28 protein-coding genes and 1 pseudogene are annotated in these 16,379 nt (G+C 57.8%); 16 read left to right on the top strand and 13 right to left on the bottom strand.

Features of this window, described 5'->3' with window-relative positions; translation table 11 throughout:
• The first annotated feature begins 4 nt into the window (after positions 1–4).
• Positions 5–1,369, top strand: a complete 1,365-nt coding sequence (locus FZZ85_RS02110; RefSeq protein WP_226411730.1) for a 1-acyl-sn-glycerol-3-phosphate acyltransferase — start codon at positions 5–7, stop codon at positions 1,367–1,369.
• Here the strand turns inward: FZZ85_RS02110 and FZZ85_RS02105 are convergent, their stop codons facing one another.
• Both FZZ85_RS02105 and FZZ85_RS02100 read right to left on the bottom strand, forming a co-directional pair.
• Complete coding sequence (locus tag FZZ85_RS02105) at positions 1,370–2,125, bottom strand: metal ABC transporter ATP-binding protein (protein WP_226411728.1); 756 nt, start codon at positions 2,123–2,125, stop codon at positions 1,370–1,372.
• A complete protein-coding gene (locus FZZ85_RS02100) occupies positions 2,125–3,093 on the bottom strand; it encodes a metal ABC transporter substrate-binding protein (protein ID WP_370631101.1) in 969 nt (322 codons plus the stop codon). Before FZZ85_RS02100 ends, FZZ85_RS02105 begins: the two co-directional genes overlap by 1 nt.
• A gap of 98 nt (positions 3,094–3,191) precedes the next feature.
• Here FZZ85_RS02100 and nth point away from each other — a divergent pair, with 98 nt between their 5' ends.
• Entirely contained in the window at positions 3,192–3,845 is a 654-nt protein-coding gene (gene nth, locus FZZ85_RS02095) for an endonuclease III (protein WP_226411726.1), read from the top strand.
• On the opposite strand, the gene FZZ85_RS02090 is transcribed toward nth, so the two are convergent.
• A complete protein-coding gene (locus tag FZZ85_RS02090) occupies positions 3,846–4,130 on the bottom strand; it encodes a 2Fe-2S iron-sulfur cluster-binding protein (protein WP_226411724.1) in 285 nt (94 codons plus the stop codon).
• A gap of 396 nt (positions 4,131–4,526) precedes the next feature.
• On the opposite strand from FZZ85_RS02090, the gene FZZ85_RS02085 reads away from it, so the two are divergent.
• Together FZZ85_RS02085 and FZZ85_RS02080 are read left to right on the top strand one after the other, a co-directional pair.
• Positions 4,527–4,775 (top strand): DUF1651 domain-containing protein, encoded by a 249-nt coding sequence (locus FZZ85_RS02085; protein ID WP_226411722.1) that lies wholly within the window; start codon positions 4,527–4,529, stop codon positions 4,773–4,775.
• Positions 4,759–5,217, top strand: a complete 459-nt coding sequence (locus tag FZZ85_RS02080; protein WP_226411720.1) for a hypothetical protein — start codon at positions 4,759–4,761, stop codon at positions 5,215–5,217. The genes FZZ85_RS02085 and FZZ85_RS02080 overlap by 17 nt, the downstream gene beginning before the upstream one ends.
• Positions 5,218–5,316: 99 nt before the next feature.
• On the opposite strand, the gene FZZ85_RS02075 is transcribed toward FZZ85_RS02080, so the two are convergent.
• Positions 5,317–5,916 (bottom strand): uridine kinase, encoded by a 600-nt coding sequence (locus FZZ85_RS02075; RefSeq protein WP_226411718.1) that lies wholly within the window; start codon positions 5,914–5,916, stop codon positions 5,317–5,319.
• A 159-nt stretch (positions 5,917–6,075) separates the two neighbouring features.
• Here FZZ85_RS02075 and FZZ85_RS02070 point away from each other — a divergent pair, with 159 nt between their 5' ends.
• The 4 genes from FZZ85_RS02070 to FZZ85_RS02055 all read left to right on the top strand — a co-directional run bounded on the left by FZZ85_RS02070 (position 6,076) and on the right by FZZ85_RS02055 (position 7,588).
• On the top strand, positions 6,076–6,318 hold the full coding sequence (locus FZZ85_RS02070) for a hypothetical protein (protein WP_226411716.1): 243 nt from the start codon (positions 6,076–6,078) through the stop codon (positions 6,316–6,318).
• A 62-nt stretch (positions 6,319–6,380) separates the two neighbouring features.
• Positions 6,381–6,593, top strand: a complete 213-nt coding sequence (locus tag FZZ85_RS02065) for a hypothetical protein (RefSeq protein ID WP_226411714.1) — start codon at positions 6,381–6,383, stop codon at positions 6,591–6,593.
• The gene (locus FZZ85_RS02060; RefSeq protein ID WP_226411712.1) at positions 6,590–7,282 is read left to right on the top strand and encodes a hypothetical protein; all 693 of its coding nucleotides are present in this window, start codon (positions 6,590–6,592) and stop codon (positions 7,280–7,282) included. The genes FZZ85_RS02065 and FZZ85_RS02060 overlap by 4 nt, the downstream gene beginning before the upstream one ends.
• Positions 7,283–7,294: 12 nt before the next feature.
• A complete protein-coding gene (locus FZZ85_RS02055) occupies positions 7,295–7,588 on the top strand; it encodes a hypothetical protein (protein ID WP_226411710.1) in 294 nt (97 codons plus the stop codon).
• A 175-nt stretch (positions 7,589–7,763) separates the two neighbouring features.
• Here FZZ85_RS02055 and FZZ85_RS12010 read toward each other — a convergent pair whose 3' ends face one another.
• Positions 7,764–7,889: a hypothetical protein gene (locus FZZ85_RS12010; RefSeq protein WP_255615903.1), complete on the bottom strand. Its 126-nt coding sequence runs from the start codon at positions 7,887–7,889 to the stop codon at positions 7,764–7,766.
• A gap of 375 nt (positions 7,890–8,264) precedes the next feature.
• Here FZZ85_RS12010 and FZZ85_RS02050 point away from each other — a divergent pair, with 375 nt between their 5' ends.
• Positions 8,265–8,516 (top strand): hypothetical protein, encoded by a 252-nt coding sequence (locus FZZ85_RS02050; RefSeq protein ID WP_226411708.1) that lies wholly within the window; start codon positions 8,265–8,267, stop codon positions 8,514–8,516.
• Between the two features lie 131 nt (positions 8,517–8,647).
• The gene (locus tag FZZ85_RS02045; protein WP_226411706.1) at positions 8,648–8,992 is read left to right on the top strand and encodes a hypothetical protein; all 345 of its coding nucleotides are present in this window, start codon (positions 8,648–8,650) and stop codon (positions 8,990–8,992) included.
• Between the two features lie 6 nt (positions 8,993–8,998).
• On the opposite strand, the gene FZZ85_RS02040 is transcribed toward FZZ85_RS02045, so the two are convergent.
• On the bottom strand, positions 8,999–9,364 hold the full coding sequence (locus FZZ85_RS02040) for a hypothetical protein (RefSeq protein ID WP_226411704.1): 366 nt from the start codon (positions 9,362–9,364) through the stop codon (positions 8,999–9,001).
• On the opposite strand from FZZ85_RS02040, the gene FZZ85_RS02035 reads away from it, so the two are divergent.
• Positions 9,364–9,750, top strand: coding sequence for a DCC1-like thiol-disulfide oxidoreductase family protein (locus tag FZZ85_RS02035; RefSeq protein WP_226411702.1), 387 nt, complete (start codon positions 9,364–9,366; stop codon positions 9,748–9,750). The genes FZZ85_RS02040 and FZZ85_RS02035 overlap by 1 nt on opposite strands.
• Before the next feature lie 148 nt (positions 9,751–9,898).
• Entirely contained in the window at positions 9,899–10,120 is a 222-nt protein-coding gene (locus tag FZZ85_RS02030) for a hypothetical protein (protein ID WP_226411700.1), read from the top strand.
• Here FZZ85_RS02030 and FZZ85_RS02025 read toward each other — a convergent pair.
• Complete coding sequence (locus tag FZZ85_RS02025; protein WP_226411698.1) at positions 10,105–10,398, bottom strand: hypothetical protein; 294 nt, start codon at positions 10,396–10,398, stop codon at positions 10,105–10,107. The genes FZZ85_RS02030 and FZZ85_RS02025 overlap by 16 nt on opposite strands.
• A gap of 318 nt (positions 10,399–10,716) precedes the next feature.
• Positions 10,717–11,577: an SDR family oxidoreductase gene (locus tag FZZ85_RS02020; RefSeq protein ID WP_226411696.1), complete on the bottom strand. Its 861-nt coding sequence runs from the start codon at positions 11,575–11,577 to the stop codon at positions 10,717–10,719.
• A gap of 116 nt (positions 11,578–11,693) precedes the next feature.
• On the opposite strand from FZZ85_RS02020, the pseudogene FZZ85_RS02015 reads away from it, so the two are divergent.
• Positions 11,694–12,046, top strand: a pseudogene (locus FZZ85_RS02015) (YccF domain-containing protein).
• A gap of 15 nt (positions 12,047–12,061) precedes the next feature.
• On the opposite strand, the gene FZZ85_RS02010 reads toward FZZ85_RS02015, so the two are convergent.
• Positions 12,062–12,415, bottom strand: coding sequence for a hypothetical protein (locus tag FZZ85_RS02010; protein WP_226411694.1), 354 nt, complete (start codon positions 12,413–12,415; stop codon positions 12,062–12,064).
• A gap of 490 nt (positions 12,416–12,905) precedes the next feature.
• The gene (locus tag FZZ85_RS02005) at positions 12,906–13,142 is read right to left on the bottom strand and encodes a hypothetical protein (RefSeq protein ID WP_186495351.1); all 237 of its coding nucleotides are present in this window, start codon (positions 13,140–13,142) and stop codon (positions 12,906–12,908) included.
• Positions 13,143–13,227: 85 nt separating this feature from the next.
• On the opposite strand from FZZ85_RS02005, the gene sodC reads away from it, so the two are divergent.
• Entirely contained in the window at positions 13,228–13,764 is a 537-nt protein-coding gene (gene sodC, locus FZZ85_RS02000; RefSeq protein ID WP_226411692.1) for a superoxide dismutase family protein, read from the top strand.
• A gap of 211 nt (positions 13,765–13,975) precedes the next feature.
• Here sodC and FZZ85_RS01995 read toward each other — a convergent pair whose 3' ends face one another.
• A complete protein-coding gene (locus FZZ85_RS01995) occupies positions 13,976–14,131 on the bottom strand; it encodes a hypothetical protein (RefSeq protein ID WP_226411690.1) in 156 nt (51 codons plus the stop codon).
• Between the two features lie 112 nt (positions 14,132–14,243).
• Here FZZ85_RS01995 and FZZ85_RS01990 point away from each other — a divergent pair, with 112 nt between their 5' ends.
• On the top strand, positions 14,244–14,495 hold the full coding sequence (locus tag FZZ85_RS01990; protein ID WP_226411688.1) for a hypothetical protein: 252 nt from the start codon (positions 14,244–14,246) through the stop codon (positions 14,493–14,495).
• Between the two features lie 67 nt (positions 14,496–14,562).
• On the opposite strand, the gene FZZ85_RS01985 is transcribed toward FZZ85_RS01990, so the two are convergent.
• A complete protein-coding gene (locus FZZ85_RS01985; RefSeq protein WP_186540459.1) occupies positions 14,563–14,808 on the bottom strand; it encodes an RNA-binding protein in 246 nt (81 codons plus the stop codon).
• 192 nt (positions 14,809–15,000) lie between these two features.
• Between FZZ85_RS01985 and FZZ85_RS01980 the strand changes: the two genes are divergently transcribed.
• A complete protein-coding gene (locus FZZ85_RS01980; protein WP_226399537.1) occupies positions 15,001–15,174 on the top strand; it encodes a hypothetical protein in 174 nt (57 codons plus the stop codon).
• On the opposite strand, the gene FZZ85_RS01975 is transcribed toward FZZ85_RS01980, so the two are convergent.
• Positions 15,171–16,364, bottom strand: coding sequence for a glycosyltransferase family 2 protein (locus FZZ85_RS01975; protein ID WP_226411686.1), 1,194 nt, complete (start codon positions 16,362–16,364; stop codon positions 15,171–15,173). The genes FZZ85_RS01980 and FZZ85_RS01975 overlap by 4 nt on opposite strands.
• Between the last annotated feature and the right edge of the window lie 15 nt (positions 16,365–16,379).

The following is a 16,379-nucleotide window of genomic DNA, read 5'->3' as shown; positions in this document are numbered from 1 at the left end:
TTCGATGCCCCGCGCCTCCACCCATACCGCTCGTCCCGCGCTGCGCCGGCTACCCACACGCCCCAGCCGGATGGTTCAGGCCGTTGTCAGCCGACTGCTTCCACTGCTTTTCCGCAGTCAGGGGCTCGAGATCCGCTATAGAAATGCGGCAGAAGGCTTGGCGCGGGCCTTTGCAGAGCAGCAGTCGGGCGGCTGCAATCTGCTGATCGCCTTTCGCCACCCCAGCACCCGCGATCCGGTGGTGCTGGCGGATCTGTTCTGGAACCGTGTTCCCCAGGCGGCAAGGCGGCTCAAGCTGCCGTTGCCACGTCCCATCCAGTTGCGGTTTCTCTACGACCGTGGCATTCCGATCTGGGCTGGCCAGGTGATTGGTTGGCTGCTGCAACGCAGCGGTGGCATTGCGATCCATCGCGGTCGGTTGGACCGCCCGGCCCTTGCCCAGGCCCGTGCGGCTCTGACCCAGGGGCACTACCCGCTGGTGGTGGCACCGGAAGGAGCCACCAACAACCTCTCCGGCGAGATGGCGCCGTTGGAACCGGGAGTGGCCCAATTGGCGTTCTGGGCCGCTGAAGATCTGGAGAAAGCTAACGACGTGCGGCCACTGGAGGTGCTGCCAATTGGCATTGACTACAGCTGGAGACAACACAACTGGGATGCCATCGATGCGCGGTTGACAGCCCTGGAAAGCCATCTCGGCATTTCCGGCGCCGACGCCGACCCAGAAAATCCCGAGGGAAGCAGGCGCGACCGGCTGATCCAGATCGGCATGAATCTGCTCAAAGCGCTTGAGCAGCTCGAACGGCTGAAGCCCGATCCAGATCAGACCTTCGGCGAACGGATTGGTGCCTATCGCCTGCATGGTCTTGCCAAAGCCGAGGGCCATTTCGCCTTGCGTGCCGTCGGCAATCTGCAAGAGCGTTGCCGTCGGATCGAGCAGGCCGCCTGGGATCGGATTTACAGGGAAGGTGTTGATCAGCTCTCACCCCTGGAGCGGAGCCTTGCGGACTGGGAGGCACGGGAAGCCGATCTCCAACTCACCCGGATGCGACTGGTGGAGCATTTCACCAGCGTGAGTGGTCACTACATAAGCGATCGGCCCGACTTTGATCGTTTTGCTGAGATGTTGCTGCTGGTGGAGGAGGCGATCGGCTGGATTGAAGACAAGCCCTGGAAGGGTCAGCCCAGCCTCGGACCACAACGGGTGGAACTGCGTCTTGGACGTGCTTTGCCCGTGCGGACTCGACTGAACCAGTACCGCCGTAACCGACGCGAGACGATGCATCTGTTCATGCAAGACCTGGATCAGGCTCTCGCTGCCCTGATGCCTGACGCTTCTCGAACATCAACGACTGAAGCTAGAAGGTCTTAATCAGAACTTCTCTTCCGGGGAGCTGTTGCCAGTTAGCAGATCGGGCGGCACGCCGCCGAAGGTCATGGCCAGGTTCTCGGGGGTGAAGACTTCCGAGGTTTCCCCATAGGCGAGCACGGTCTTGTTGATCAGAACCACCAGATCACAAAAATCACGGACGTGACCCAGGTCGTGGGTGGAGATCAGGATCGTGCGTCCCTCGTCGCGAAACTGAAGAAACAGCTGGGCCATCAGCTGCTCAGTGCGCACATCGACCCCGTTGAAGGGTTCATCCAGCAGCAGCACATCAGCACGCTGGGCGATCGCCCGGGCCAGGAACGTGCGCTTGCGCTGACCACCCGAGAGGGTGCCAAGGGGACGATCTGCCAGCTCCAGCAGATCGACCCGCATCAAGGCGTCCCGCACAGCCACATGATCCGAGCTTCGGGGAATCCGCAGTGGATTCATCGCGCCGTACCGACCCATCATCACCACATCCCTCACAGAAACAGGGAACTGGGCATCCACCCCTTCGCTCTGGGGCACGTAGGCCACCGCCTGATGACGCTGGGCTTCGGCAACGCTGCTGCCGTTGATCCGGATTCTGCCGCGTGAGGGACGAACAAACCCAGTGAGGGCCTTGAAAAACGTCGATTTACCGGCACCGTTCATACCCACCAAACCGCAGATGCATCCTGCTGGCAGGTGCAGGCTGGCGTCGTACAAGGCAACGGTGCCGTTGTAATCCACACAGAGCTGGTCGGCCTGAATGCGCATCAGCGGTTGCTCTCGGACAGGTCTAGGCCCTTGCGGATCAGACCCACATTGTGCCGCTGCAGTTCCAACAGGGTGGGGGCAGGCCCATCCAGGGACGAAAGGGAATCCACGTAAAAGGTGCCCCCGAATCGAGCGCCTGCCGCCGCCGCCACCTCCCGTTGGGCTTTGTCGCTCACGGTGCTTTCACAAAAAATTGTGGGCACCTGGCGCTCTCTAACGGTGTCGATCAACCGTGCCATGCGTTTGGGTGTGATCTCACTTTCGGCATTCACCGGCCAGAGATAGGCCTCCTCAAGCCCATAGTCCGCCGCAAGATAGGTGAAGGCTCCTTCGCAACTCACTAGCAACCGCTGTTGTTCAGGCAGCGCAGCCATCGCCGTCCGCAGCTCCTCATCAAGGGCCTGGAGCTTTGCTTTGTAAGCCGAGGCGTTAGCGGCAAAGACCTCGGCCCCGGCAGGATCGAGTTGGCTGAAGGCCCGCTCCAGATGGTCCACATAGCCCATCGTGCGCTGGGGGGACATCCAGGCATGAGGGTTGGGCTTGCCGGAATAGGCGTCCTCCGTGATCAGCAGAGGGTCTATCCCCTCCGAAAGTGTGATGGTGGGCACATCCCCCGCTGCAGCCGTGAAACGCTGGGCCCACAACTCCAGCCCCAACCCGTTCTCAACAATCAGATCCGCCTTGCTGGCGCGCTCGATGTCACTGGGGGTGGGTTGGTAGCCGTGGATTTCTGCACCGGGCTTGACGATCGAAGCCACTTGCAACCGATCACCGGCCACATTCCGGGCCAGATCGGCCAAAACCGTGAAGGTGGTGAGCACCTGTGGGCGTGAATCCGCGGTGACGTCCTGGTCTCGGCTGCGGCAGGAGGCCAGCAGCACACCCATCACAACCAGCAGCGCAGCCGCCGAACATTTCCAGTTCAACAGGGGTAAAGAGAACTGACCTGACGTAATCGAGGATGGCATCAGTCGGTCCTAAAACAACAGCGGCAACGGCAGGGAATCGCTGCAAGGAAGCGATGCAATCACCGAAGCGCCAAGATCACTGCACCCACTGAACTCCCGTGCGCAGGTCAGAGCGGGTGGAGGTGATCCTGCAGCGCCTCCACGAAAAGTACCCGGAAACACCGATTCCCCTGGATCACAGTGATCCGTTCACCCTGCTGATCGCTGTTCTGTTGAGTGCCCAATGCACCGACAAGAAGGTGAATGAGGTGACGCCGGCGCTGTTTGCCGCGGGGCCAACACCCGCCGCCATGGCAGCACTCGAGGAGGAGCAGATCCTCGCCTTCATCCGGCAGCTCGGGCTGGCGAAAACCAAGGCAAAAAACGTGCGCCGCCTTGCCCAGATTCTGGTGACGGCCTACGACGGCGGCGTTCCCCAGAGCTTTGAGGAGCTTGAAGCGTTACCCGGCGTGGGGCACAAGACAGCCAGCGTGGTGATGGCCCAGGCCTTCGGCGTGCCCGCCTTCCCCGTCGACACCCACATCCACCGGCTGGCTCAGCGCTGGGGATTGAGCGACGGCAGCAGTGTGGTGCGTACGGAACAGGACCTCAAGCGCCTCTTCCCCAGGGAGCACTGGAACCGGCTGCACCTGCAGATCATCTTTTGGGGCCGCGAGTTATGCACGGCACGGGGCTGCAATGGAACCGTCTGCCCCATGTGCCGTGAGCTCTATCCGAAACGGCGCCGTCCTGTAATCACCCGCAAGCCCTGATCAAGACAAGTGCTCTTCAGCGTTGGCCTTGATCACGCAATCAGCGGTGGGGTAGCTCACACAAAGAAGGGCAAACCCCTGCCCGATCTGATCATCATCGAGAAAACTCTGATCCGTCTGATCCACCGAGCCACTAACCAGACGGCCGGCACAGGTGGAACAGGCTCCGGCCCGACAGGAATAGGGCAGATCAACTCCGGCCTCGTCAGCCGCATCGAGGATGTACGTGTCATCAGGGCACGCAAAGCTGGCTCCACCCTCGATGCTGATGTTGAAAGAGGCCATGATGCGGTAGATCCTGAAGGGTTGTTAGCTGGATCAGCCCATCGGTGCCAAGGCAGCTGGACCGGCGACGTCTTCCCTTGAATGCGTGGGGGAGGCGCAGGCGAGGGAACCTGCGCTCTTTCAACTGCCCGAAGCGTTGGCAGTGATTCTCCCGCCGACCGAATCATCACTCGAGTGAGAACAGCTCTTTTTAAGCAGTAATGCCTAAAAACGTGCAGATCGATCCCCGCGAAAGCTCCAGCGCTATGGGCAGTGCAACACGAAAGCACCAATTCTTTCCATGCGTCTCCGAGGGGTTGGACTAATTGCTCCTTGTTTTGGCTTGAACTTGAGACAGGAGCTCACTTGACCGCCCACGCTCGTCATTGCTAGTACTGGTGTACTCATAGCAATGTCATGGGAGAAGGCTGGCTAATTGACAGTGATGGCCGTTGGATCTGGCGATTCCATCGCGATCAGAAGGGATGGATCAACGAGCCGAAGGTTTTCATCGACAGAGGCCGACGCCTGCCTGATGGCCCTCCCCTACTGAAGGAGCGGCGACATCTCAGAAAGGCCGAAGCAGAACAACTCTGGGCGTCATTGCAGACCCAAGGCTGGAAGCGCCTTGCGTCTCCGGCCTGGGGCGATGCGGCTGAACTTTGAGACGGGCCTGGTGCCAACCGCGAGGCTGTCCATCAGCAATCCCACCGCGAGCCTCGTGTTGCCATCTTTGATGTGTGAGGAAAAGTGCCTCGCAGGGTGGAAACAAGGACACACTCCTGCGAGTCGTTTTGGAACCCCTGCCTTTGGCGGGGGTTTCTTTTTGCCTGGAAGGAATCCCATGGAAACGGTAATCAACGAAATCGAGTTCGACTTCGAGCAGACCGTCAGCATCCGAACTGACGTGAAGCTGAGCAAGGATGACGTAAAGCAGATCGTCTCAGAAGCTCCAGCAGAAACACTGGAGGAGATCGTTTACCAAAGCCTGGTGGCGGATGAGTTGTACCTGAGAGCGAGAGCCAAGGAGATCGCCACCAAATTGAAACAAGACGCCCTTGAAGTGAGAAGGATCGAGTACTGGGACGACAAAGGAAACAAGGCCTGACAGCTGAGCCTGGTCATCACACCTCTGGGAATGACATTCACCAGAGTCCTGTCTTGCCTCAGAGGAGGGGAGGCTTACGGCTGCCTCCATTAACCGCGATTATTCAATCCTGCTGAGAACAGGGTCCAGATTCCAGTCGTAACCACGAACGATCACATCAGCGCGCTGCTTCAAAGGGTGAATGAAGTTTCTTTCACCGGGCAACATTTCACCCAGCATCTGACGAATCACATACAAAGCCGACCGCTGCCTTTCGCGTACATCACGCCAGAGACGCCTGACCAGCCTCTGCAGAAGAGGGGTTTCGATGTACACCACAAGCGAGATCGGCACCGCCTCCAGCAAATGTTGGGGCCCATAGGAGCCTTCAACCAGAACCAGGTCATAGGGCTGATTCAATGGCCGTGAGCCAACCTTGCGGCTGCGCATGTCGTAGCTGCGCAGGGAGCCCAGCTGCCGGTAGCGAACAGCGCTGAGCTGCATCCGCAGCTGATCCGCGTCAATGGCATCCACCGTGTCGAATCCATAGCGAGAGCTGGGGAACCAACCACTGCGGTAGTAGTCGTCGCAAGCGATCAGAAGTGGACGCCGTCCCCTACCACGCAGCTGCTCGGCGAGATGAGCCGCAAAGGTTGTCTTGCCAGCTGCAGAGGGCCCGCAGATGCACACCAGAGGAACTGCCTCAGACAATCGCCGCATTCATCAAGACCCATGCTGCCAAGCCCCCCACAACGAAGCAGAAAAACAGTAGCGGTTGATACAAACTAGGGCTAGGGTGTGGTCACGTTGAGCCTCTTCAGCAGGCAGCAGTCAGATCCACGCCAAGCAACGGGGGCGTGGGCACCGCGCAAGAGAAAGATGAACACCCTTCAACTGATCAAGGCACGGACTGTGCGCAATCAGGCCATTGAGACGGCCAGAACACAAATGGCACGGGCATACCGCCACCAAGGCCACACCGACCAGGTGCACACCCCGGTGGGAACCAAAACCAAGGTGCTGCGCTATCGCGGCGTTGTCTACGAAGCGATCGACCCACAACAGCACCCAAGCGGCGGACGGGAACTGCGTTACCGCGGGGTGAGCTACGACGTGTACTAAGGCCAAATCTCCACTCATGATTGAAGCGGGGACATCCCCCGCTTTTTTCATGGCCGTTGAAGGTGGCAAAGCAGCAGTGGCGCATTGTGGTGATCTCAACTGCGGCAGTGGCCTTCAGCATCACAGCAGGCCTGGGAACTCCCCTGCCAAAGCTGGTCAACTTCGCCAAGGCGGGGACGAGTTTCATCGCCAAGCAGCTCTGCAGCGGCGCGCTTATGGCTGGGATGGATCCAAACCAAATGTTGAAAGAAGACCTGGCGACGGCCAGGGGATGATCCACACCCAAATTGGTCGAGTTAAAGCGAGCTCCCAGTTCGGGCTGATTCGTGCTGAAGCAATTGATAACGGTGAAAGGGGCTGCACTTCGAGCATCAACGGCCAACCAACGCCCCGAGCACTCAGCCAAAACAAACCTGGCTCAGGGAATTCCAAGCCCATTGGAGACCCCAGGCTCCTAATCGCCACAGCTCAGCCAGAGCCACCTGAAATCGATCGCCAAGCGCTGAACACGCCTTTCGATCTCGCCTTTCAGGAGAACGAGCCGCTCCTACCAAAACGAACCCAGGCTGTGGTTGTGGTGCAGAACGGCTGGGTGAATGCCGAGCGCTACGACAAGGGCATTCAGCCCGACATGCCACTGATTGGCTGGTCGATGAGCAAAAGCATCAACAATGCCCTGATCGGACGAGCCATCCACGAAGAGCTTCTGGATCCAGACAAGCCGCCAAGGGTGCCCGAATGGAGTATTGCGCTGGATCCACGCAAAAAGATCAACCTGGATCAGCTGCTGCGAATGAACAGAGGGCTGGCTTTCGAGGAATCGACGGGAGTACTGAACTCGGATCTGGTACGGATGCTGACCCAGGAAGCCGACATAGCAGGGTTCGCCGCAAGCAAATTGCTCATGAAAAAACCAGGGAAAACTATTCATCCAGAACCACCAACATCCTCAGCCGGATCCTGAGTCACGCCATCGATGACGATCAGCGCTACTGAAACTTCCCCCTTACAGGCGTTGTTCGGGCCTCTCGGGATGACTACTGCTGTTCTGGAAAGCGACAACAGTGGAACTTTGGTGCGCTCATCCCTGGCTTGGGCAAGCGGACGCGATTGGGCCCGCTTTGGCCAGCTTTACCTGGATCAGGGCAGCTGGAACGGCAAGCAACTTTTGCCCTCGAACTTGGTTCAGCAGGCTCGAACGGCGTCACGGGGATCCAAGCAGGCCTACGGAGCGCAATGGTGGCTAAGCCGCAGCATGTCAAGGCCTTAACTTCCCACAGACAGCTTTTCAGCGGAGGGCTATCTAGGGACAACTGCTGCTTGTGGCTCCTTCCCAGGGCGCGGTGATTGTGCGTGTGGGACAGACACCCAAAAAGCCAGCTTTTGATGCCAATGCTTTCGGGGCTGATGTTCTCTCAGCCCTTCGATAAAGCGGGCGGCACAACTCAGTCGTTGTCGCCGCCCTTGGGAACAAAAGCCTGGGATGCTGCGACCAGAAGACCGGTGATGAGCAGGGCCGGAAGAATCACAGTCGGACCTCCTTGAGCTGTCTGAGAGGCGAACAACAGCATGGTCTGGCAACAAAAACCACTGTTAACCCTGGCAGAGCAGGGGGCAAACAGCTACTTCTGCAAACGTTTGTCGCAGAGACCAAGGCTCAGCAGATCACAACTGGAAAGAGGAAGAGCTCTCCCTGCACGGCATCACAAGCTCGAGCTGCAGCGGGCGGCTTGGCACGAGACTTAGCCAAGGCTGAGGCTTTCGCCGGGAACGCCTTGCGCGGACGGATGAAAGAATGACGCATCCACTCGTCAGCGCAGAAGGGGGCATAAGGGGAACTCGCAGACATGAGCTTTAGAGCAGTACATCTGTTTTAGTGCGCATGTACTACACCGTCAACCCTGTCTCTCCCTTCAGCAATCAGAGGCCCTCCCGCCCCTCCGCATATGACGCAACAGGACGACGCCATCGCCAGCCGCCTGAGCCGGATCGAAACGCGGCTAGCCAGGATCGAAGAGCTTCTGGTCAGCGCAAGGGATGTTGAAGGCCAGAACCCCATGGCAAAGCAACAGCAGTGCTACGAAGAATGGATCCACTATCTGAACAACACTCCTGAGGCCGTCGAAGCTCACCTCACTGCCCATGAGATGGCCGCCCTAAAAGCCTCTATCAACGCCCATGCTCCAAGTGATTCGTAGTTTTATACACAGCTTTTCCACAGGACTCAAGCCTGTGATCCTGGCGAACACAGCGGTTTCGGCAGTCGGCGTGGAAAACAAGCCTCAGACGCTCACCAGTACCAAGCGAATCCTCCAGTTCGTTGACAAGAATGCTGTTCTGGCAGTTGTTTTCAAGGAACCAACGCATCAGTGATCCTGAGAACGCATCAAGTCCAAACGAAGCGCTTTCTGCTGTGAACCAAGCAAAGAATCCTCAGCGGGAGTCTCAGCAGCCCGATGTGCGACAGGAGTCAGGTAAAAAACTGTGGAAAAACAAAAGCTTTTGTTGTGATCACTGCAGACAGCCGGGGAGCGTGCATTTCCGAGTCAGTACGGAAGGACTCGCGGACTGGATACTGGTGTGCAAAACCTGCTGGCCGAACTTTCAAGAACAAGCTGGTTATCGCTATGGAGGAACCCGCAAGGCCAACCGCCGAAAGCGAAAACTGCAGTAAAAGGACTCAGATCAGTTCGCATTGGTGGCGAACCACCGAGCCTCGGCGTTCCCAGAATTCCGGCGCTGAAGCGTCAACAACACGCCACCACCAACGGCCATCGGTGTAACTGGGCTCACCTGCATTGTTGGTGCGCGGAAGTTGCAACTCCACATCACGCCAACGAAGCAAAATGCCATCTCCAGGCAGGGTTCCCTCCAACGAGTTGGGAATGCCCTCCGGCAGACCGGTGAGATCGACGGCTCCTCGCGTGATCACAACACTGAGCTGATCGCCATCGCAGATCCAATCGGCCCATAACGGCTGGGGCGCCACCAACAACCAGCAGAGCAACAACGCCAGGCCCAAGCCCTTCGCGACAGAATTCAGCAATGCTGTTAACCCTCATCTACGACGGCGGATGTCCATTCTGTCGGGAGTTTGCCCTGCGCAGTGAGCTCCAGGCGGGTGTTCCAAACTTGCGCATTGTTGACGGGCGCGCCGATCACAACATCCGTCGCGAGCTCAATGCCCTCGGACTGCCTCTTCGCAATGGAGCCATTTTGATCGAAGGAGAGCGTCGGTGGCATGGCAGTGAAGCCATCGCAGAACTCAGCCGGCGCATGAAACCCAGCGATCCCCTATTAGGGCTGCTGGCCAAGCTGTTCGGTGATAACCAACGTTCAGCACTCGCCTATCCCGCTCTGTTGGCAGCCCGACGCCTGGCACTCGCCACGCGCGGCCTAAGCGTTGACCCGGATCAAGCTCCATCACGCTGACGCAATGAGCCAAAACACGGGTGGTCTTAACCGATACCCCTGAACTAGCGTCGAGACATACCTAAAGATTCTCTTAAGCATCGATCTCGATCCCTTTGTTCCTGACGCGCTGAGTCACCAGCAACTCAACGCCTTGCTGAAAGCGGCGATGGACACATCCGCCGTTCCTGAAGGTCAACTCAGCGATGACGAACTGCTGCGCGCAGCACTGAGTGCGTGGGCCGACCAAACCCAGGAGTTGCTGCGTTGGATTGAAGGGCAGGGTGATGCAGTGAGCGACACCCGGTCGCCCAAACAGGTAATGGCGCTGGGAAGTTTTCGCACCCATCTGGTGATGGGTCTCAAAGCACTGCGCTATTCCGAGGGCTGAGCCCTCTGATGCTCCCGACGGGCATCACAACATTCCTTGAGAACTGAAAGAAACTGTTTCGGCTCCAGTTGATCATCAAGATTAAAGCGGGTAGCAGTCGTCACAGTGAAGTTGATCCAGGTCTCAACTTCAGGGCCACCGGAGGCCATTACGAGGTCGTAACAGGCTTGAAAATCTGAATCCGATGCAAGATCACGCGCGGCATTGATGACGTCATATAGCTGATCCAAAGCTTCTGTTTGAGCGTCAGCAAAGACGGCACGAATGCTAGCCAGCATTAGCAAGCACGCTCAAGTTCAACTACAGAAGCATCTGTTTTCACATTAGAGGCTTCGTCTGCAAGCTCAAGCAGTTCTGCATTGAGCTCCAACAACATCAGTGCCAAGTAGGACGCAAATTCAGTGCAAAACGATTCGTCTTTCACAGCGCCACCGCGTTGAATGCAGAGGGTCTAATCAACGCAGCAAGTTGACCGTGGATCCCGCAATCCTGCTTTACATGAACATCAAAAAAATGAGAGAAATTCGCTCAATGTGTATCGAAAAATCAAATCAGCCGCAGACGTTGTACGGATCCGCTAACCAATGCTGCGAGGCTCAGGCCGCCACAGGTTCGAGCATGGAGCTGATACTGGGCTGAAATCCAATTTCACGCAGCCGGGCGTTGCTGACACGGGCATTGAAGATGCGGCCTCCGGGGCGATCGTGGTTGTCCCAGATCACAGGAGGCAATCCGAAGTCATCACACAGGGCATTAGAGAGCTGACGCCGAGTGAACTGAAGATCATCCACAAGGTTGTAGATGCCTTGGAGACTCCGGCCGAAAGCAAAGTCAACGCCACGGACGATGTCGAGCAAATGAACCCAGGCGTTGATGTGATTGCCGTTCTTGCGAACCGACTGACCAGCAGCACTACGGATGTACGACGGGATGTCCTTACCAGGACCGTAAATACCACCCAGCCGCAACACACAAGCCTGGGTTGAGGCGTCGTTCAATGAAAGAACAGACGTCTCGGCGCTGGCCAGAAGAGCGTTGGCATTGTTGGAACAATCAGGAGGCGTCAGCTCATTGCAGATCGCACCGGACTGATCTCCGTACACCCCAGCACTGCTCAGGTAGGTCACATGCAGAGGCCGGCGCCCCTGGCGTTGACGCAGCGCATCAACAAGGGACGGCACCGCCTGGCCGTAGACCTTCTCATATTGATCCTCTTCAAAGGTGGTTGTAGTGGGAGCTATCGCAATCAGAACGCCATCGAGCCGATCCAGGAAGCTGGTATCGGCCATGGAGTCGCCCGCGTTGTAGAGGCGGGGATGGTCGACCAGATCGCAGAGTTCAGCCAGCCGTTCAGGGCTTGTGGTGGTGCCAACAACCTCGTGGCCTTGACGCCTGAGATGAGCTGCAACAGCAGATCCGACATATCCACAACCAATAATCCCGTAACTGCCCGACATAACCGGTCAAACATCTTTTACAGAATTTAACGAACGAGCATTGGGCTTGCCGTGACAATGGAGACATGTTCTCGATAGTCCTAAACCTCCTCTGAGTTGTTCTCGGCGGACTGCCCATGGCTCTGGCCTGGTGACTGGCCGCACTGATCTGCGCCATCACCATCATTGGACTGCCATGGGCGCGGTCATGCTGGATGATCGGGTATTTCTCGCTCTGGCCTTTCGGTTCCGAAGCCGTGAGACGTCGTCAACTCAGGGAAAGAGGCGATCTGAGGACGGGTCCCTGGGTGCACTCGGCAATGTGATCTGGTTCCTTTTGGCCGGCTGGTGGCTTGCCCTGGGCCACCTCAGCAGCGCCCTGGCCTGTTTTGTCACGATCGTCTGCATTCCCTTTGGCATTCAGCACATCAAGCTGGCTTTGATTGCCCTGGCCCTTGTCGGCATGACGGTGGTGAAATCAAGAAACTGATCTGAGCAGAAGTGATCAGAACAGCAGCTGAATCAGCCAGACCATCACCAAACCGAGCAGGCCGGCCAACAGCAATCCGCCAACTAAGAAGGTGATCGCAGCAGCAAGCCCGATCCTGGCCATGCTGTGTGGGTAGAGAAGAAACAGTGTCAGGCCAAGGGCCACAGGCCACAACGGCGGAATTAACAGGCAGACCCCGGTGAGGATCATCAGCTTGCGATCACGCTTTTGCTTGGCCTCAACCTGAATGGCCACGGCATCGGCTTCACGATCAAGCTCAGCCTGCTCATCGTCACTGAGCCAACGGCCACGAGCTTTAGCACGGTCGAGATCGTCCTCGAGCCGTTCAGTGGGGTTGCCCTTGCTCATCAATTGAGCTTAAGGAGCCCGGATCTGCGATCAAATCAAGCTTTCGAGCGCATGCTCTTGCGTTCAGAAGCTCGGAAAGAATCCTAAAAACCATAATTGCAATCGAATAGGTAATCCTTTCTAGGTATTTACCCTCCGCAATAATTTCATTGCCCAAAAAAGAAAATCAGCATAGTGTCGCTCTGCGAATTGAGAATGACATGCTGAATAAAGACCTAGAATCACCAAATGCAGCCCAGGCCTGCGTCACTGAAACACAAGTAAATGCTTATTTTGAGTGTCTAACACTCTGCAATCTCGATGACGGAGTCTGTTACGAGCAATGCATTCTCGTGCATCTGAAAAACGAGGTTGATGCATGAAAAGCTTGAGTCATCAAACACAAATGAGCTTGGCATCCCTGGCCTCAACGGTTGCTGTTGCTCTTCTCGTGATCGGTTTTATGGGCATGGCCCAGCACATCAACGCCAGCCCGCTCTAAGACACCTGTTCACTTCTGACGTTTGAAGGTGTAGCAACCACCGTGGTAGCCGGTAAAGGGTTGGGCGTAGGTGACCAATTCCCAGCCCTGCTCACCCAATTCATTCATTAACCCCACCAGACTGACGTCCCGCTGTGGATGGCTTCTGGAGATCAGCTGGCGATCATCCAGCCAGAGCTCCTCGATTTCACCGGTCCACGACTTCCCCCGGGGCACGAAGCGCAACTGGGTGTATTCCCACCTCATCACCAAGCATCAGCCGAACGACGCACCATCTTCACCGCAGACGGCACCAACCGGAAGCGACAATTCAAGAACACGCGGTTCTGTGATGCGTCATCTGCTCGCCCAGCTCGTTCTGCTCATCGGCCTGCTCACGCTCACTCCGGGCTTGTGCGAAGCCTTGGAGGTAACCCTGCAACGCATTGATGCCAATGGCATTGGCGAGTCGATCGGCAGCATCACAGCGCAAGATACCGACCAAGGCCTGGTGATTTATCCCGATCTGGCGGGGCTGAGCCCTGGGGAACACGGCTTCCATCTCCACAGCACGGGAAGCTGTGAAGTGGGCGAAACCCCCGAGAGCACCCCAGTTGCCGGCCTTGCTGCAGGTGGGCACTGGGACCCTGACGAAACTGGCCAGCACCTCGGCCCCTTTGGAAACGGTCACCGGGGCGATCTAAGCAGGCTGGTGGTGGATGACGATGGCAAGACCAACACCAGCGTGGTGGCGCCACGGCTCAGCACAGCTGATCTGAGGGGCAAAGCTCTGATTGTTCACGCTGGAGGCGACACCTACAAGGACGAGCCCCCCCTTGGTGGAGGTGGAGCGCGGGTTGCTTGTGGTGTGGTGCCTGACGAGCGCTGACTCAGCCGTTCACCAGCCTGGCGTGGAGGTGACAGACCCTGATGGCCTGTGCGGGAGGCTCCTGACAAAGGGCACCGAGCTCCCTGTTCAACTGCCTGAACAGGGAAAGATCCGCTCCAGGAATCGAGGGAAACACCAGGAACAAACCTGAGGCGATCAATCCGATCACGGCACCGCTCCAACTCTTAAGAGAAGCCTAAGCCCGCATCAATTAAGGGTCGTGTTCGTCCGTGCAGACCACGGCCATCAGTGCATCAATGTGCAACATCAAACCAGCGCGCCAGGCAGCGTCCTCGTCACAGGCCTCGATGGTCTCCACCACAACCAAGCCCCCACGCTCAATGATCAGGTCATAGGCGGGTGGCATCAGAGCGTTGCAGCGCCTCCTCGTTCAGTAGGCAAACCGCGTCTGGCACATCCCCCAATTGAGGGAGGTCCTCAGCAGGAGAACATGATGAAAGGTTCGGACTCTCAAACCGTTGTTCAAATCACCCCTGTTTCGGCGTGTCGGGATCTACCTCGTGCTCAGCACGGCAGCCGTCACAGTCGTCAATCAGCTCGAAATTGAACAGCAGAGTGCCTATCAGATTTATATCCCGATGTTCATTGGGATCTATGTTCTTTCGCGTTGGCTCGACAGTCGGTTCAACCAGGCCTCACAACAGCAACCGGCCAACGCAAAGCATGAGACAAGCTCACCATCCACAACCGACCGAGGTTTTGGACAGTGAGGTGAGTCAGGGGTTCGGGTGCCAGTGAACGATCACCGGCCCATCCCCCTTGGGCTTGTTTTGAAGCTCAGCGGCGGGGTTCGGCCTTACGAACGGAGATGGCACGGCCCATCCACTCAACGTTCTGCAGGTCGTCGATCGCCGACTGCTCATCGGCTTCGTTGCTGAGATCCACAAAAGCGAAACCACGCTTGCGGCCCGTCTCCCGGTCGAGGGGCAAGGAGCATTTGCTCACCTCGCCGTACTGACTGAACAGATGAGTGAGATCCTCCCGCTCAGCGTCCCAGGAGAGATTTCCAATGAAGATCGTCAAAAAAAGAAATTGATCAAGACTTCTTACCTTCGCACACAAGCGGCCCATGCGAGAGGCTTCAGAGGGAATGGCTTATCGGTCAGATCGAGGCTGAACAACCATTCCCCTCAAGGGTGAATTCCATAGAAGGTCTTTACTTCGAGCCCAATTGAGCTTCAAGAGAACCAGGCTTGAGCTAGTTGAGGCATTGAGATGAGTGGACTCAGCGGCACCAAGACAGACGATTTCATCAACGCAGCCAAAGCCCGCGGCGAGGCTGCCCTGCAGTACCAGCAGCCCAAATTGACGAAGCTGGAAAAAGCATTCCGGCATGCCGCGATCCGGCGGCGGGCTGAAGATGCCCGCAAAACAGGGCACCAGGCCTAATTGAGGGGCCGGCCTTTCCAGGTCCAGCCGCGTCCCGAACGGGTGCGCCAAATCGAGACAGGGCCAATCGCGCCCACCAGCAACCCACCGGCACCCATCAGCCACCAATAGCTGAGGGGCACGTCAAAGTTTCTGCGCGTCCACAGCCGCAGCAGCAGCTGTTGAAAGATGGCCAAGCTCGCCAAGGCCATCAACCACCACCAAAGATTCGCCAACAGGGGCTGGAGCCAGAGCAGCACGAGCGATGCCGGCAGTAACAGCCAGGGCACTGTGAACATCAACAGCACCACCAAGGCTGCTCCGAGGGCTTTGACGGGATCCCGATCCAAACCCAGAAACCAGTTCTTGGTCCAGCCCTCCCAAAGAGCCGCCAGGTCGCTGTACATCCGCAGATCGACCGCATCAAGCCCCAGGAGATAACGAAGCCGATGGCCGCCGCCCTTGATGGCACGGGCGAGGGCCAGATCTTCCACCACCTCGCCAGCCAGGGCACGGTGGCCACCGATCTGCGCATAGATGGACGCCTTGAACAACATGAAAGGTCCCGCCGCAAACGCCACCGGCGATGCAGGGTCGTTGGTTTCAAGAATGGGGAAACCGAGGCCCAGCAGGCTGGCCATGATGGGCTGCACCATCCATTCCGCCAGGCATCCGCAGCTCAACCGCGGCGCCAGGCTGAGCAGATCAGCATCCTCATCAAGGGCCTGTGCAAGGGCCCGTTGCAGCGCATCGGGCTTGAGCCGAACATCGGCATCGATGAACAACAGCCAATCGCTGGAGACCTGTTCAACGGCCTTGCTGCAGGCCCAATTCTTGCCCACCCAGCGTTCATTGACGGGCCTGGGGCCGGCCTGAATCAGGCGGAAGTGGGACGCTTCAGAGCCAGCGCGACTGGCGTTCTCCACCGTTGCATCGGTGGAATCGTCATCCACCACCAGCACCGACCAATCCCGGCAAGGAGGCTCACTGGCCAGCACGCAGCCAACACAGGCTGCGATGTTGTGTGCTTCGTTGAATGCAGGGATCACCACAGTCAGCGAGGTGTCCGGAGCAGCGTCCGACTGAGCCGGCTTCAAGCGCGGTGCAACAGCAAACACGCGTTGCAGACCCAATTGCAGGATCAACAATCCCGCTGAAGCCGATCCAGCCGCAGCAAGAAACAGCAGAGGCTCAAGCAAGGCAAGCGTCAAGGCCGGGCAAAGGTT

The sequence above is a fragment of the Synechococcus sp. MU1642 genome (assembly GCF_020514115.1).
Classification (GTDB): domain Bacteria; phylum Cyanobacteriota; class Cyanobacteriia; order PCC-6307; family Cyanobiaceae; genus Parasynechococcus.
Note: the sequence above shows the minus strand (reverse complement) of the source record. Positions and strands in the feature narration are given on the sequence as shown.

Excerpts from the sequence above, each read along its gene's own strand:
- FZZ85_RS02110 (WP_226411730.1), top strand. The coding sequence starts at position 5 with ATGCCCCGCGCCTCCACCCATACCGCTCGTCCCGCGCTGCGCCGGCTA.
- FZZ85_RS02105 (WP_226411728.1), bottom strand. The coding sequence starts at position 2,125 with ATGCGCATTCAGGCCGACCAGCTCTGTGTGGATTACAACGGCACCGTT.
- FZZ85_RS02100 (WP_370631101.1), bottom strand. The coding sequence starts at position 3,093 with ATGCCATCCTCGATTACGTCAGGTCAGTTCTCTTTACCCCTGTTGAAC.
- FZZ85_RS02090 (WP_226411724.1), bottom strand. The coding sequence starts at position 4,130 with ATGGCCTCTTTCAACATCAGCATCGAGGGTGGAGCCAGCTTTGCGTGC.
- FZZ85_RS02085 (WP_226411722.1), top strand. The coding sequence starts at position 4,527 with ATGGGAGAAGGCTGGCTAATTGACAGTGATGGCCGTTGGATCTGGCGA.
- FZZ85_RS02080 (WP_226411720.1), top strand. The coding sequence starts at position 4,759 with ATGCGGCTGAACTTTGAGACGGGCCTGGTGCCAACCGCGAGGCTGTCC.
- FZZ85_RS02075 (WP_226411718.1), bottom strand. The coding sequence starts at position 5,916 with ATGCGGCGATTGTCTGAGGCAGTTCCTCTGGTGTGCATCTGCGGGCCC.
- FZZ85_RS02070 (WP_226411716.1), top strand. The coding sequence starts at position 6,076 with ATGAACACCCTTCAACTGATCAAGGCACGGACTGTGCGCAATCAGGCC.
- FZZ85_RS02060 (WP_226411712.1), top strand. The coding sequence starts at position 6,590 with ATGATCCACACCCAAATTGGTCGAGTTAAAGCGAGCTCCCAGTTCGGG.
- FZZ85_RS02055 (WP_226411710.1), top strand. The coding sequence starts at position 7,295 with ATGACGATCAGCGCTACTGAAACTTCCCCCTTACAGGCGTTGTTCGGG.
- FZZ85_RS12010 (WP_255615903.1), bottom strand. The coding sequence starts at position 7,889 with ATGCTGTTGTTCGCCTCTCAGACAGCTCAAGGAGGTCCGACTGTGATT.
- FZZ85_RS02050 (WP_226411708.1), top strand. The coding sequence starts at position 8,265 with ATGACGCAACAGGACGACGCCATCGCCAGCCGCCTGAGCCGGATCGAA.
- FZZ85_RS02045 (WP_226411706.1), top strand. The coding sequence starts at position 8,648 with ATGCTGTTCTGGCAGTTGTTTTCAAGGAACCAACGCATCAGTGATCCT.
- FZZ85_RS02035 (WP_226411702.1), top strand. The coding sequence starts at position 9,364 with ATGCTGTTAACCCTCATCTACGACGGCGGATGTCCATTCTGTCGGGAG.
- FZZ85_RS02030 (WP_226411700.1), top strand. The coding sequence starts at position 9,899 with ATGGACACATCCGCCGTTCCTGAAGGTCAACTCAGCGATGACGAACTG.
- FZZ85_RS02025 (WP_226411698.1), bottom strand. The coding sequence starts at position 10,398 with ATGCTGGCTAGCATTCGTGCCGTCTTTGCTGACGCTCAAACAGAAGCT.
- FZZ85_RS02020 (WP_226411696.1), bottom strand. The coding sequence starts at position 11,577 with ATGTCGGGCAGTTACGGGATTATTGGTTGTGGATATGTCGGATCTGCT.
- FZZ85_RS02010 (WP_226411694.1), bottom strand. The coding sequence starts at position 12,415 with ATGAGCAAGGGCAACCCCACTGAACGGCTCGAGGACGATCTCGACCGT.
- FZZ85_RS02005 (WP_186495351.1), bottom strand. The coding sequence starts at position 13,142 with ATGAGGTGGGAATACACCCAGTTGCGCTTCGTGCCCCGGGGGAAGTCG.
- sodC (WP_226411692.1), top strand. The coding sequence starts at position 13,228 with ATGCGTCATCTGCTCGCCCAGCTCGTTCTGCTCATCGGCCTGCTCACG.
- FZZ85_RS01995 (WP_226411690.1), bottom strand. The coding sequence starts at position 14,131 with ATGCCACCCGCCTATGACCTGATCATTGAGCGTGGGGGCTTGGTTGTG.
- FZZ85_RS01980 (WP_226399537.1), top strand. The coding sequence starts at position 15,001 with ATGAGTGGACTCAGCGGCACCAAGACAGACGATTTCATCAACGCAGCC.